The organism is Akkermansia sp. N21169 (assembly GCF_029854675.1).
Classification (GTDB): domain Bacteria; phylum Verrucomicrobiota; class Verrucomicrobiia; order Verrucomicrobiales; family Akkermansiaceae; genus Akkermansia.
The window spans coordinates 114,877-129,499 of sequence record NZ_JARWNC010000037.1 but is presented as its reverse complement, the minus strand read 5'-3'; the positions used below and the strand labels follow the sequence as shown (position 1 = coordinate 129,499).

The window sequence follows — 14,623 nt, the reverse complement described above, 5'->3', positions numbered from 1 at the left end:
ATCAGAATGTTTGCTGGGGTAGGGGGAGTAAATCTACACGGCCTTCGGAAATGCGGATGATTTTGCCGCTATCGACAATGGAATCCAGAATATCCTTGTAGGCATGTGCCAGGTTTTCAAAAGAGGGGCGCAGGAAGATCATGTAGCCTTGTGGAACGACGAGGCGTCCCAGGGTGCCTCCACGGCTGACAACGTTGTTTTTTTCAGCCGAGTCGCAGAATTCCAGCCGAGTGACGGGCAGAGAGGAATTGCCTGCAACTTCCTGCACGATGGTGATGTACATGGAGACGGTTTGCAAGGTGCTGATGCCGATACGGCGTTCGATGATGATTTCCATGTAGTTGTCATGGAAACGGATGCCGACGCCGTTAGGACGGGCCAAGGGGGAGAGGATACCGTTTTGCGATGCCTTCAACGTTGAGGCAAGGTACCGGTTTACGTCGCTTTCCGTCAGGGTCAGGGCTGCATTTTTTTTGTTAGCTTGGCGGAGGAGTTCCGGGATATTGGGGGCGACGTCTGCCTGGCGGTAGCCCGGCAAGTCGGAGAGGTCCTGGGGGAGCCACGTTTGGTACACGACCCAGCCGATACCGAGAATGATGGACAGTGTGAAGATGAAGATCAGATTGCCCAGAAGGGAAAAAGGAGTCCGTACAGGACGTTCTTCTTCCATTTCTTCATCGTCGTCGTCTTTACCGTACAAGCCTTCTTCCACACCGTTGCGGCGCGGATGCTGCTTGTTTTTGTCTTTCTTGTTGCGGAATAGTCCCATATGGAGAGCTCCTGAATCGATACAACTGCCGGTCAGGGCAGGCGGGGGAATTTGCTGAAGTCGGGTTTCCGTTTCTGGACGTAGGCATCACGGCCTTCCTGGGCTTCTTCGCTCATATAGTAGAGGAGTGTGGCGTTGCCGGCAAGGTCAAGCAAGCCCATTTGCCCGTCGCAGTCGGCATTCATGCAAGCCTTCAGGCAACGAAGGGACATTGGGCTGTGCTGAAGCATCTGACGGCACCAGGAGAGGGTTTCTTCTTCCAGTTGATCCAACGGGACAACCGTATTGACCAGCCCCATGTCCAATGCCTGCTGAGCATTGTACATGCGACAGAGATACCAGATTTCACGGGCTTTTTTTTGCCCGACAATGCGGGCGAGGTATGAGGAACCCAATCCTCCGTCAAATGAACCGACACGGGGGCCGGTCTGACCGAATTGGGCGTTGTCCGCAGCAATCGTCAAGTCACAGACGACATGCAGGACATGTCCGCCTCCGACGGCATAGCCGGCTACCATGGCAACTACGGGTTTGGGGATGGTGCGGATGGTGCGCTGGACATCAAGGATGTTCAAACGGGGAACTCCATCATCACCGACGTAGCCGGCATCGCCTCGTACCTTTTGGTCTCCTCCGGAACAGAAGGCGAGCGGGCCTTCTCCGGTCAGGATGATGACGCCGACTTTGGGATCTTCATGAGCCAGGTTGAAAGCATTGAGCAGTTCCTTGACAGTCTGGGGGCGGAATGCGTTGCGGACTTCCGGTCTGTTGATGGTGATTTTGGCAATGGCGCCGTGATCGGTCGTCTCGTATTTGATATCCGTGTAATCTTTAACCTTGATCCATTCTGTACTCATACCTGTGGTGGGATTGTAAAGTTACGCTTTCCAAAGTGAAGCATAAAATCAGGATATCATGGCGGGAGCAGGATGTTTTCCCCGATACGGAATACGTCCATAGACGTTCGCTTTTTGTCACAACGATTCATGAAAGGCGCACCAGGAAAAAACGCTCCGATGCTTTTCCCTGAAACAGGTGAAAAAGCATCGGAGAGGGAAAAGAGGTGTAACGGATTTAGGCGCCCAGCACGCTGATGATAGTCTTGGCTCCCAGCGTCATCAGAATCAGAGCGACGGGGTAGGCCGTGGCATAGCTGACGACCGGGGCCTGGGAATCCGTCTTGCTGGCGATGGCTCCCAGAGCGGGAGTTGACGTCATACCGCCGCAGATGCCGCCCAGGCATTCCAGAATGTTCATCTTGAAGTACCGCATGCCGATGACGTAGGCCAGGAACATGGGGATGCAGGTGACGAGCATGCCCATCAGGAAGACCGTTATCCCGTATTGCTGGACGGTGACAACGAGGTCGGCGCCGCCTTTGATTCCGGCGTCCGCCAGGAAGAAGACGAGCCCCAGGTCCTGCAGGAGCACCCGGGACGGGCGGGGGATGTATCCGACGAACGGCCCGAATTTGCCGAAGTGCCCCATGATCAGGGCAACGATGAGGGGACCTCCTGCCGTACCCAGGGAAATAGAGGCCCCGCCGGGCAAGCCGACTTCGACCATTCCGAGGATGATGCCGGCGCAAAGTCCGAATGCGAGGGACATGATGTCGGTGGCATTGATGGCACTGCTGCGGTGACCGATCTTCTGGGCGTATTGATCGATTTTTTCAGAAGTTCCGACGACAGTCAGTACGTCGTTTCTTTGGAGAATGGTACTTCCCGTCGGGATAAAAGTGAAGCCGAGCCGGGAGATGCGGGAAATGATGATGCTATCGTTGCTGAGGAGATCCAGTTCCTTGATGGTTTTCCCGGCATAGGACGGCGAGGTCAGGATGAGTTCCCGGCGTTCGTGGTCGGTATCGATCGCGTAGGGGTTGTCGCACATTTCACCGAGGTAATCGGCAGCCATGCGAAGGTCTTTTTTTGTACCGACGACCAGGATTTCCACACCGGGGTGGAATTCGTCCCGGGGTGTCAGGGGGAAGAGGCGGTTGTCTTTAACAATGCGAGTAATGCGGCAGTGGATTTTATCCATGATCCGGCAAGTGGAGATATTGGTGCCGTTCAGATCTTCACGCGTAACGCGGATGAGCTTGGTGGCAATGCTGCCATTGGAGCCTCCTTTGAAGTTGCGGGCTTCTTCCGTAAGGTTGAATTTGAACAAACGGGGAATGAGTTGTACGAACAGGACGACTCCGACTACGCCGAAGGGATATGCAATGCCGTAGCCGATACTGACGCCGGACGATTGTCCGGTTACCGTCGACATGACTTCCGAAGCGGCCGCCAAGGCTGGCGTGCTGGTACAGGCTCCGGCAAAAATACCGGATGATATGCCGCCGGGAACACCGAGCAATTTACCGAAAAGGCAGGTGACGATGGCTCCTGCGCCAACGATAATAGCGGAGAGAATAGCCAGTTTGCTTCCCTGTTTGGCCAGGGATGAGAAGAAGCGGTTGCCTGCACTCAACCCGACGCAATACACAAAGAGGGCCAGACCGAGGGAACCGACTCCTCCGGGGATTTTCAAACCATGGTGACCAGCCAGCAGCGCAGCAAACAGAACTCCTGAGAGCCCCAGGGAAAGCCCTTTGATTTGGATGCTGCCCAAGGCAATCCCCAGAAAGATGATTCCGAACAGGACTATGAGTGGTTGGTGGAGGATTTGGTCCATAGGAAGTGATTAGGAAAGATAGGAATGATGGAGAGAAGTGGAGGGGGGACAAGAAATGATACTTGAATTGTATTTTCAAGACTATTTGTCCGGCTCTGTCTTGAAATGGCGTAATACGACCGGAATGTTTCCGGGAAGCTTTCCGGGATCGAATGGCCTGACAGGACGTTCCAGCTGATCCATATTATGATCCGTATGGAAGTAATGCTGGAGATAATATGTACCGCGGTAACCGCGTGCCGCCAGATCCTTGATGATTCTGCCGACGGCCTTTTCATCAAGGAGGTCAGGATGGACTGTCGTTCGGACTTCAAAGGGGAATTCGCTGCCGATTAAATACTGCAACGTTTTGCCGAAAGCGGCGAACAAGTTTGCGGAACATCCGCCGGTGATGTTGGCAAACTCGTCGGACGGAGCTTTGTAATCCAGGGCAATGTAGTTGACAAGGCCCTGTTCGACAAGGAATCGAACGGTGTCGGGGCGGGTACCGTTTGTATCCATTTTCACCTCGTATCCGAGGGATTGAGCAAGCCGGCATATTTCCGGAAGATCAGGGCAGAGAGAACATTCTCCGCCCGATAGGACGACTCCGTCGAGGAATCCTGCACGTGTCTTCAGGAATTCTTCCAGAGATTTTTCCCGGAGATGGCTGGGAAAGGCTGCCTTCGCCTTACAGCCTTTCGCCAGGTCTGCGTTGTAGCAGTACCGGCAGCGCATGTTGCAGCCGCCGAACCACAGGATGCAGGCCGCCTTCCCCGGGTAGTCCAGAAGGGTGAGCGGAGTAATGTCCTCAATGCCCTGATGCATGCCTCCCAATAACGATACGGTTATGTGCGGGAAAAGGGATGATTGGTGGGAATTAGGCGCTTTGGGCGTTCCTGGTAGATTGGCAGGAACAGGTATCCGGTTGTGGGATGGGTTCCAGGAAGTGCTTTCTGTCGTGGAATTCTCCCTGTTTGCCGGCATTGAATGTTTCCACGGGGCGGTGATAGCCCATGACTCGGGTGTAAACTGTGCAGCGGGTGCGTTCTTCCGTGTGGAGGGCTAGTATTTCTTCTTGTTTCATGATGGTGATTGTTTTTGGGTTAGGGGTAAGGGGGAATTGGATCGGAGGAGGGATTCAGTCCAAGGTATCGGCAGTGTCCGATGCATGCCTGGCCAGGATTTCTTCGTCGCAGTAGGGGCAGTATTCGTGTTCCCCTTGCAGGTATCCGTGGCGGGAGCATACCGAGAAGAGGGGGGTAACCGTCAGGTAGGGGAGGCGGAAGTTGGTGAGTACTTTGCGAACGAGGTCTCGGCAGGCTTCGGGGGAGCTGATTCCTTCATTCATGTACATATGAAAGACGGTGCCTCCCGTGTAGCAGCATTGGAGGTCATCCTGGAGGGTGAGGGCCTGGAAGAGGTCGGACGTGAAATTGGCGGGAAGTTGGGAACTGTTCGAGTAGTACCGTTTCCCGACGGGGCCTTGCTGGATAATATCCGGATAGCGCTTGGCATCTTCGCGGGCGAAGCGGTGCGTGGTGCCTTCGGCCGGGGTTGCTTCCAGGTTGTAGAGGTTGCCGGTTTCCTCTTGGAAGAGGCGTATTTTATCCCGCATGAATTCCAGGATTTCCCGGGCCATGGCAATGCCTTGGCCGGTGCTGATGTCCATGGTATCGTTGGAGAAATTCCTCAGGAGTTCATTCATTCCGTTGACGCCGATGGTGGAGAAATGGTTGCGGAATCCGGGCAGATAGCGCCGGGTATAGGGATAGAGTCCGCGGTCATAGAGTTCCTGAATGAATGTGCGTTTTTTTTCCAGAGTGGATTTGGCCAGTTCCATGAGCCGGGAAAGGTGTTTGAAGAGGTTTTCCCTGTTTTGCTTGTAGAGGTAGCCGAGGCGGGCCAGGTTGATAGTGACGACGCCGATGGAGCCCGTCATTTCCGCAGAGCCGAACAGGCCTCCTCCGCGCTTGAGCAGTTCTCTCAGGTCGAGCTGCAGGCGGCAGCACATGGATCTTACGGCATCGGGTTTGTAGGCGCGTTCATCGGGAATTTTATTGCCGTTTTCGTCACGGGTATATTGACTGCCGATGAAGTTCTGGAAATAGGAAGAACCTATCTTGGCGGCATTTTCGAAGAGTAGGGGGACATTGGGGTTGTCCCAGTCGAAATCTTCCGTGATGTTGACGGTAGGGATGGGAAAGGTGAACGGTTGTCCGGTGCTGTCCCCTTCCGTGAGGACTTCGTAGAAAGCTTTGTTAATCAGGTCCATTTCAGGCTGGAAATGTTTGAACGTCATCTTCTCCGGAGATTCAGCCCCTCGTTCCCGGGCAAGAGCGTCAAGCCGGGGATCGTTGATTCCTTCAAGCAGGTGTTTACCTCCGCTGAAGGGGACTTGTTCGCGCAAGTCACGGGGTACCGTCCAGTCGATGGTTACATTGGTGAAGGGAGACTGTCCCCAGCGAGATGGCACGTTCAGGTTGTAAACGAATCCCCGTATGGCTTTTTTCAAGACCTGGAACGAGGGTTGATCTTTGAAGACATAGGGAGCCAGGAAGGTATCGAAGGAGCTGAAAGCCTGGGCTCCCGCCCATTCGCTTTGGAGGATTCCCAGGAAGTTTGCCATTTGTCCGAGAGCTTCCTTCAGATGTTTCGGGGGGCGGCTGTTCACTCGTGAACGGACGCCGTTGAACCCTTCGTTGAGAAGATTCCGCAGGCTCCAGCCGGCACAATAGCCTGTCAAACAATCCAGATCGTGGATATGGTAGTCACCGTTGCGATGGGCTGCTCCTTCCTCTTCCGAGTACACTTGGTCGAGCCAGTAATTGGCAATGACCTTGCCGGCGGTATTGTTGATCAGGCCGGCATTGGAATAGGTCGTGTTGGAGTTGGCCGCGATGCGCCAGTCCGTCCGTCCGATGTATTCTTCAACGGTTTGTTTGCAATCGACATAAGTATTGCCGTGGTAAATGCCTCCTATTTGTTCTCGCTGCATCTTGTGCAGGAAACGGTAGGTGATAAAAGAACGAGCCGTCTCGAAACATCCGCACTTGAACAAGGTTCGTTCGATCAGATCCTGGACTTCTTCTACGGTCACGGATTCACGGGAACCCAGCGATGCGAGGACTCGGACATAGACGAAATCGTCATATTTTGTCCCGGAACTGTGGAAGGCTTTCCGGATTGCTTCCTCGATCTTGTATCCTTGGAAGCTCTCGGATTTACCGTTTCTTTTGATGATTGTGGAGACCATGCGGCGCAGATATTTGAAGGTGGCGTAAGAGACGCATCGCGCGGCATGTACACACGACATCCCCGGGAAGGGGATGGGGCGGGTACAAAAGAAAACAAATACAAAAAAGAATTGCGGAGGTGGGGATAGCTTGGAGGATCCATTCAGATTGCCTTTGCCGACCGGTTGCCGGAATTCCGATTCGTACGCGCATCCTTTCGCGAGATGGTGATACTATGGTTGCCCAGGTCGTCTTCTGGCTTCCGGTTCTTGACCATGTTTTTCGGGATGAACTTCCCACTTCCTCTCGGGAGCAGTGTCCACTCCGGGATCAACCGGTTACAGCGGCGCGTCCGCGACGGATTTTCACCGTCTTCCGTTACCTGTGCTGGAGCGGTTTCTACATCAATCAAGCGCGAGGATGCAAGAGAATTTTCTCATTTTGTATGTAAATATTATCATGCATACAATATATTGTAGTTTATAGAGAAAACCTGACTTGAATTGTGTGAGGCGCATTTGGCGGTTTTATCGAAGTATGAACAACCGGATAATTCGGGCGTAGGATAGGGATGAAAATTCACTTCAAATGGGTCAACGCTTGTTCGGTACAGCAGAGTCCTCTTTCGATGGCGTCTTGAAAAAGAGAAGGGAAGGCTCCGTGTCCTCAATTGTTTTTATTATTTTTTGGATTTCGACGGTTTTGTCGAATTGCTTCTTCTGAGCATATTGGGCTTGTTGCTGGAGAATTGTTTTCAAATAAGCCTTCTTGATTTGTTCTCCCTGTTGCTCTTTCTGAATTGTGTAGGCCGTGGCAAGGCGGAGAACTTCCCGGGGAAGCTTTTCTTCCTTGACCGGAGAATCAGGAGATTTGACGATATTCTGGATCAGTGTAACGGTGGCGAAGTCCTGTTTCTTGACGTACTTTTGCTGAATTTTCTGGAGAGAAGCGATGTATTTGTTTCTCAGGATGTCACTGCGCGAATGGAACATTTTTGAGAACTCCGGCATGAGCGGCATGTCGGCGAAGAGAGAACCTGGCGGAACGGCATCGTTGTAGAAATTGACGTTGTTGATTTTTATCGTGCCGCTCATGGTATGGACTTTTCCGAATGCTTGACCGAACTGGGCGCCAGTAAGGGCCGGATGTTTCGGGTTCCAGTTTGTGATGGAACCAGCCATGGAACCGTTGACGTAGATGGAAAGAGTATGTGCGGACAAATCGGAAACGATGCAGAATTTGATCCATTTGTCCGACTGAAGATCCTGACTGGTCAAACCAGTATCGATGAATTTGACATTTCCGGTTTCTTCTCCTCCAAAGGACACGGCGCCATTGATCATATTGTAGAAATAAAGTTTCCCTTGGTCGTTGAATTGCAATTGGAGAGAATGAGTATCGGAACTGTAGTAATTATTATTGGAATACAAGCTCAGAAGCGTTTTCCCATTCGAGTTGGCACAGGAGAGGCTTTTTACGTCGAAGCTGACAGTAAAATTAGCGGGGAAGTCGGTCAATTTTGTATGAAACGGTATAGTGCCGGCGCCAAAACTAGCATAATCGTCACCGGGTTTGTATGTGAAGGTCATATCCCATCCAGTTGCGTTAATGTGTGCTCCTTCCGGTGTGTATTTCCATGAATAAACGGTTACCGCAGCATCGGATATCGCTATGGCAAAGAGTAAAATAAAGATGATGAAAAATCGTTTCGCTAAATCAATCATAGGATTAAACATGTGTTCATATTTTAACTTGCCTTAAGAAAATTCTTATTCCTCGTTCGTATCCGTAAAGAGTTCGGAAGGGGATGTTTGATTGACGAATTTGATTGCTTTTTGAATTTCGATAATTTTTTCCAATTGTTGTTTTTTAGCACATTGGGCTTGAATCTGTTGAAGTTTTTTCAAATATGAATGCTTAATCTGTTCTTTAATTTGATGTTTCTGATTAGTATATTCTTTGACAAAATGTAATATGTTTTTTGGAAGTTCATCTATTTGAGGAGGAACATTTGGTTCTTTGAGTATTTTCTGGATGAGGGAAACTGATGCGAAATCCTTATTTTTTACATAATTCTGCTGGAGTTTTTTTAAGGAGGCAACATACTTGTTTTCCAGTTTACTCATTTCTATAGAGTACAAATTTTCGAATTGATCAAAAAAAGGCATGGTATTATTCGAGTATTCCAACAGATATTTGATACTTTGTCCTTTCCGAGCATTGATTGACGCTATTTCTTTTTCTGTCAGGCTTCGATTCCATGTTGCCATATCATCCAGTCCGTTATTGGCAATGAATGCGACGTTTGCATCAATGTTATGGTTGGAATTTCGGAAATGAAAATTGGGAGAAAATTCCCGGAACCACTCGTCTTTTCCGGGTTTGATGTCGGCTTGTGGAGGCAATTGGGCATTACCCATATGCTTTCCATTGATGTAGAGAGCCAAAATTGTTTTCTTTCTCGTGATAATGACGTTGTTCCACGCTGGTTTATTTTCAGTTGGTTCTGCCCATATGTCACTAACGTCAACGTCCAAAGCCAATGTTCGGGATCTTGCTGTTTCCACAGCATAATAAAGTTGGACACGGTTGTTGTTGGCAAGCCATATGGACCAGCCTCCTGCTCCTCCATAAGATGCGGATGCTCCTAAAGTTGCCCCGCAGGATACAATACAGCTTCCGGTGCGTGCCGATTGGTTACCACTGACGCTGAACCATGCTGATAACGTCCAGTCTCCAGTACCGGGATAAAGTGTTGTATCCGTTCTTCCAGTGTTTGATCTTAAGATGTCTCCCTTTCCCATGCCTTGTCCGAATTTTCCGGGATGATTTCCGATACGGGCTGTGAACAAATCGGGCATGTCTTTGTTTGTGAGTGTATTTTTGAAATTGCCTTCAAATTCATAATACGAAGTCAACCCATTTTGAATTCCTGCCATGGACGGTAGAGTGAATACGGCAACTCCATAAAAGAGAATATTGGTAAGAGGTAGTTTCATAATGGGAAAACAATTTGAGGCAACCGATACTTGAAAATGATTAGAATATGGCTAATTTTTTTTGTCTTTTTGAAATATAATTTATTTTTTATAAGATTTATTAACTTTTTGAAAAGAAACTCGGAAGGGAAAATTAATGTCGAATTTAGTGATAGGATAGAAAGCGCAATAAAAGATTTTCACAAACTATTCCTTTTTTCTTTTGTAGAGGCATGAACCATGCCATGGCATGTCGAACGTATCATCATCGACGAAGTGGAATCTTCCCAGGATTTCTTTGATAGATGGAGAAAAGAAGATGAATTGATTGTCACCCGTTTTCCGGACTTGGAAAGCCCATCCCCATTGAGCCTTTGGTTTTTGTCCATTATCCAGTCTTGTGCATTGTCCGTCCGGATTAATCGTAATAGATGTACGGATATTGTTTTTACCTATACATTCCCATGTTCCGACGAGATAACGGATGGATGATTTTTCCCGTTGTTGTGTGAAAAGTTCTTTCGGCGACTTTTCTTCCACGTTTTTGACGATCTTCTGAATTTCGGCAATTTGGTCGAATTGCTGTTTTTCGGCAAAACCGGCCTGCAACTGTCTCAACTCCTGGAGATAGGATTGTTTGATTTGTTCTTCAAGCTGATTGTTTTGAATTTCGTAGGCTTTGACGAAGCGGATAGTCTCGTTGGGGAATCCGGTATCTTTTGGCGGAGTATTCGGATTTTTGATAATTTCCTGAATGGCTGCAACAGCCGCAAAATCCTGATATTGCACATATTTTTGTTGAAGCTTTTTCAACGTGGCGATGTATTTGTTTCTCAATCTTTCTGTTTTTGTCTTGTAGATTTCCGTGAACTGATCCTGCGCAATGAGGGGATTTTCAGATTCGGGTCGTTTTGCAAGTTCCGGGAAAACTGCTACTCCAAAATAGGGAACGTCTTTGCTTTTGCCTGGAGTCGGGGAAGATGATGGAACGGTAGTTGGAGCGGGGGCATTTTGTCGGAGGATCTCAGTGATAGCAACGGTTTCCTGGGAAGATAAGGGGATTAAGGTAACCAGAAGGATTCCGAAATCGGATTCCATGACGGTTTCTTCCGCTCTAAGAGAAATTTTGTAGTGTCCTTTATTCAGTTGCAGAACGCCGACTGTTTTCGTCATGAACCGTCCCTGGGTCGGTTCCGCTTTCCAAGGGATGTTCATAGAATGGGAGGGTAGTAAAACCACAAAATCCTTGGAGGATTCCAGTCGGGATTGGTAGTCGACTTCTACTGCGTACGAACCTGTTTCAGGAATGTCGAATTCCCAGGTTCCACCTTGATTCTTATCCTTAAAATTTTTCCAGACGCTCACGTTCTCGTGAGGGATACAACGCGGGCCATTTGTATCCAGCCAGGCGCTTTCGGCTCTCAACACGAGTTGGGAAGCAGGAAAAATTGCCGGAATCAACCTCATTGAAGAGAGGCAAAGAGAGCTTTCCTGATTGTTTTGCTGGATAATAGCCAATGGGCATTCTCCGGCCGGGAGAGTTAGTGGCCCTATCACATAGGGTTGAAAAAGAAAGGAAGGTTGGGTTTCCCAGTTGAAAGTCCGGTTCCCGATCTTAATGGTAAAAGGAGAAGGCTGTCGACTGCCAGTTCTGTATACCAATTCCAGATTATAGGTTCCAGCAGCGGGAATTTTAAAATTTCCTTTAACGGCGGTTCCTTTGGAATCGAAGTATCCGATGATGTCCCGGTTGCTGTAATATTCTATCTTGCTTCCTTGTTCGAATGTGAGGGATTTGAGAGGCAGAGGAATTTCAGCTTTGTAGCGTTCGCTGGGTCGGAACAGAGATATGTTTTTGAGGGGCCGGCGGTTTCGGTCCCTTTGAGAGGCTTGCTCAAGTTCTTCTTTAGTGCGACCAAATCCCTGGGCACAGGCTACTTGTAAACTGCTATCAAGGGAAAGCAGGCATAGTATGAAGAGAGTCCATTGTTTTTTGGGATTCATGGATATAGTGTCGGTTGTGAGTTAAGTGCCGCAAGTTATTGCTTTTTTCTTTTGTAGAAGGCAGATCCGACGTATGGCATGTCAATCGTATCGTCATCGACGAAGTGGAATCTTCCTAAGATGGAGTTGGTACTAGGAGAGTAGAAAATGAACTTATTTTCTCCGATTTTCCTGACCTGAAATGCCCACTGCCATGCTCCCAGTACGGCTTTTTGATTCTTGTTGTGTCGGGAGCATGTTCCGTCAGGATTGATCGTAATGGAAATAGTGGGTTGACCGTTGTGAATGTATTCCCATGTTCCGACGAGATGTCGGATAGGTATTTCTTGTTTTTTAGGCGCGAAGAGTTCCGAAGGAGGCATGCTTTCCGCAGCCTGGATCACTTTCTGGATTTCGGCGATTTGATCGAATTGCTGCTTTTGAGCATATTCGGCTTGTCGTTGACGGAGGAGCCGGAGATATGATTGCTTGATTTGTTCCTCCAGTTTTTCTTTTTGGCTGGCGTAGATACGCGCCATGTTCAAGGCTTCTTTCGGCAGGTCGTCCGTGTTGGAGGCATACAGGATTGAAGGCGATACGGAAACAGTCGTCCAAAGAACGGCGTTAAGAAATGATGGTGAGAGTTTCATGGTTATTCTTCTCCTTTCAGTCGTTTGAATTCTTTCCCTTCGATATTGAGGGTATCCTTGTCCGTTTGATAAACTCTTGTGGTTAAATTCCCTTCATCAGATAAGACCGATAAATAATTGCCGTATCGGTAATACGATTTCGCTTTCTTGCTGCGCTTGCCGTTTTCGACACATTTGACGCGTTTTCGAGTCCAGAATGTATAAACGGTATCCTGGGTTGTTGATTTCCAGCGACCGAGAAACGATGTATCGCTCATGGTAAAGACTACCTCTTTTTTAGGGGTAGCGGTGGTTGCGGAATCCTGTTTATCTGTCGGAACGGAAGTATTGGAGGATGTTTGAGCCTCGGATATATCTTTGGTTGGAGAGATGATCAGGTTATCCGGATTGGAAATGAGTTCCTGAATAGCGGCAACAGCGGAAAAATCCTGATTCTGGACATATTTCTGTTGGAGTTTTTTAAGAGATGCGACGTATTTGTCTTTCAGGTTTTTAGTTCGCATTTCATAATTTTTCGTAAATTCCTGAAGGAATGGCATTTCCCCATTCATGGCAGGTGGAGCGGAGAGTTCCGGGAACGTGCTTATACCAAATTCTTCTTCCTTTTTACTGGCGGGAGAAGGGGGGGGGCCGGCAGGCATGTTTTTGGAAAGCAACTGCCGGAGCGTGGAGGCATCTTGTTCCGAAATGGGGCGTAATTTAATGGCGAGAATAGCTGGAGTGTCGTTCTGTTCCGAAGGCGAAGGGTTGCTTTCGGGAACGAGGCTGGCTTTGTTGGAGGCCTGGATCAGATTAGCGATACCTATTGTTTTTGTGATGTATTTTTCGCCAGTTGGTTCGGCATTCCATTGAAAGGAAGGAACGGCGCCTGCTTGACGATTCCAGTTGTGTAACCGGAAAGAGAACGGTTTTGCATAGGAGAGAGACGATTTGTAATCGACTTCAACCGCGTAGAGTGAGGAAAGCGGTATATTGATTTCCCAGGCAGCCCCGGCTCCTTTTTCCTGAAATTTTCCGAGGCTTGCTGTATTGTCCTGGAACAGACGGCGCGGACCTTTCGATTCTACCCAGGCAGCTTCCGGACGTATGGTCACGCATGTTTCGGAGATGTGTTCCGGGATGAGCCTGATTGAGGAAATGATTAGAGGTCCTCCCGGTCCCTGTTCTTTTTCGGACCGTGTGATGGTGACGGTGCATGATCCTTTTTCAACCGGTATGTTTCTCAAAACGATAAAGGTGAACAGGCCAAAGATTTTCCAGTTAGGTGATTGCCATGTATATTTTTGATTGCCTACCGTGATGTCGAACGGGAATGATATGTTGGAAGAATTGCTAATCGTCAATTCGAGTCTATACTTCCCTCGGACAGGTATTTGAAAAGAGCCGGAACAGGACGATCCCGGTACATTCAGAGAGACAATCGGCTGGTATCTGGAAGTACTTAGTTGACATTCCCCCGATCGGATAAGTGAACGGATGTCTGTAGTGATTTCCTTGCCAAACAGATCACTGGGGCGCACAAGAGCTGTTACGGGATTGCCGTTGGCATCTTTGGCACTTTTGAAAGACGCATCATCAAGTGCTTCCCGGGTAACTCCAAAAGCTCCCTGGGAAAAACCAGGAAGTTCTCCCCAAATGAATAGGAGTAACAGATTCACAAAGAAATAATAGGTGGTGTGAGTTCTCATAAATTCGATAAAATTGGAAATTCCGCATTGACGTTTTTTGTGCGGACATAACTAGACCATAGCGGATTGATCATCCGCTTGAATTTTATGTTACATGCTGATAATAATGATGTAAAATAGGTAAATTATAGCTTCTCATTTTCATGCGGTTAATAATAAGGGATTTGCAAATCCCTTATTATTATCTATTTCCATATTCTTCTTCTTATGAGAAGAATGATTGACAGCGGATGATCAAATCGATGGTTTTGCACCAGATTCTCTGTGAAAGTTCTGTCGTAGCTTAAGGAAGAGATAGGGGATGTCGAAGAGTTCCGCATACATTCTGGCTGTGACAAAGCGAAACATATCGGAGAACAGTCTCATAACATCATCCTATGGAAAGACGAATTTATGAAGGAGGTCGGTATGAGATTTGCCGCATAAGGGAACTAGCATCCTGCTTTTACCAGCAAATCTGAATTACAGGTCGAGAAAGATCCTGGAGTTTAAAATATTTGCTGAAGAGAAATTTCTCTCGTATTTGATAAAATTTTGTATTATTTTGATAATGCAAAAAACGAAAGATGTATAGCGGATTACTCATCCGCTCAAATTCAGTACCACATATTGATAATAATCATGTAAAATGAATGATGATAGATTTATTTTTTATGCCTGT

9 protein-coding genes, 1 pseudogene and 1 riboswitch are annotated in these 14,623 nt (G+C 48.3%); all 10 genes and pseudogenes read right to left on the bottom strand.

From position 1 onward, the window contains the following. Position 1: 1 nt before the first annotated feature. A complete protein-coding gene (locus tag QET40_RS06260) occupies positions 2-769 on the bottom strand; it encodes a hypothetical protein (RefSeq protein ID WP_280126318.1) in 768 nt (255 codons plus the stop codon). 32 nt (positions 770-801) lie between these two features. Further along, on the bottom strand, positions 802-1,626 hold the full coding sequence (gene menB, locus QET40_RS06255; RefSeq protein WP_280126317.1) for a 1,4-dihydroxy-2-naphthoyl-CoA synthase: 825 nt from the start codon (positions 1,624-1,626) through the stop codon (positions 802-804). 217 nt (positions 1,627-1,843) lie between these two features. After that, on the bottom strand, positions 1,844-3,448 hold the full coding sequence (locus QET40_RS06250) for an aspartate:alanine exchanger family transporter (protein WP_280126316.1): 1,605 nt from the start codon (positions 3,446-3,448) through the stop codon (positions 1,844-1,846). Positions 3,449-3,529: 81 nt separating this feature from the next. Continuing rightward, the gene (locus tag QET40_RS06245; RefSeq protein ID WP_280126315.1) at positions 3,530-4,255 is read right to left on the bottom strand and encodes an anaerobic ribonucleoside-triphosphate reductase activating protein; all 726 of its coding nucleotides are present in this window, start codon (positions 4,253-4,255) and stop codon (positions 3,530-3,532) included. 112 nt (positions 4,256-4,367) lie between these two features. After that, positions 4,368-6,683 (bottom strand): annotated as a pseudogene (locus QET40_RS06240) (ribonucleoside triphosphate reductase); the annotation flags it as partial. 230 nt (positions 6,684-6,913) lie between these two features. Continuing rightward, positions 6,914-7,040: riboswitch (cobalamin riboswitch) on the bottom strand. A gap of 216 nt (positions 7,041-7,256) precedes the next feature. Continuing rightward, a complete protein-coding gene (locus QET40_RS06235) occupies positions 7,257-8,252 on the bottom strand; it encodes a LamG-like jellyroll fold domain-containing protein (RefSeq protein WP_280126314.1) in 996 nt (331 codons plus the stop codon). 180 nt (positions 8,253-8,432) lie between these two features. Next, entirely contained in the window at positions 8,433-9,662 is a 1,230-nt protein-coding gene (locus tag QET40_RS06230; protein WP_280126313.1) for a LamG domain-containing protein, read from the bottom strand. A gap of 186 nt (positions 9,663-9,848) precedes the next feature. After that, positions 9,849-11,645, bottom strand: a complete 1,797-nt coding sequence (locus QET40_RS06225) for a hypothetical protein (RefSeq protein WP_280126312.1) — start codon at positions 11,643-11,645, stop codon at positions 9,849-9,851. A gap of 35 nt (positions 11,646-11,680) precedes the next feature. After that, positions 11,681-12,274, bottom strand: coding sequence for a hypothetical protein (locus QET40_RS06220; RefSeq protein ID WP_280126311.1), 594 nt, complete (start codon positions 12,272-12,274; stop codon positions 11,681-11,683). Positions 12,275-12,276: 2 nt separating this feature from the next. Then, positions 12,277-13,932, bottom strand: coding sequence for a hypothetical protein (locus QET40_RS06215; protein ID WP_280126310.1), 1,656 nt, complete (start codon positions 13,930-13,932; stop codon positions 12,277-12,279). Between the last annotated feature and the right edge of the window lie 691 nt (positions 13,933-14,623).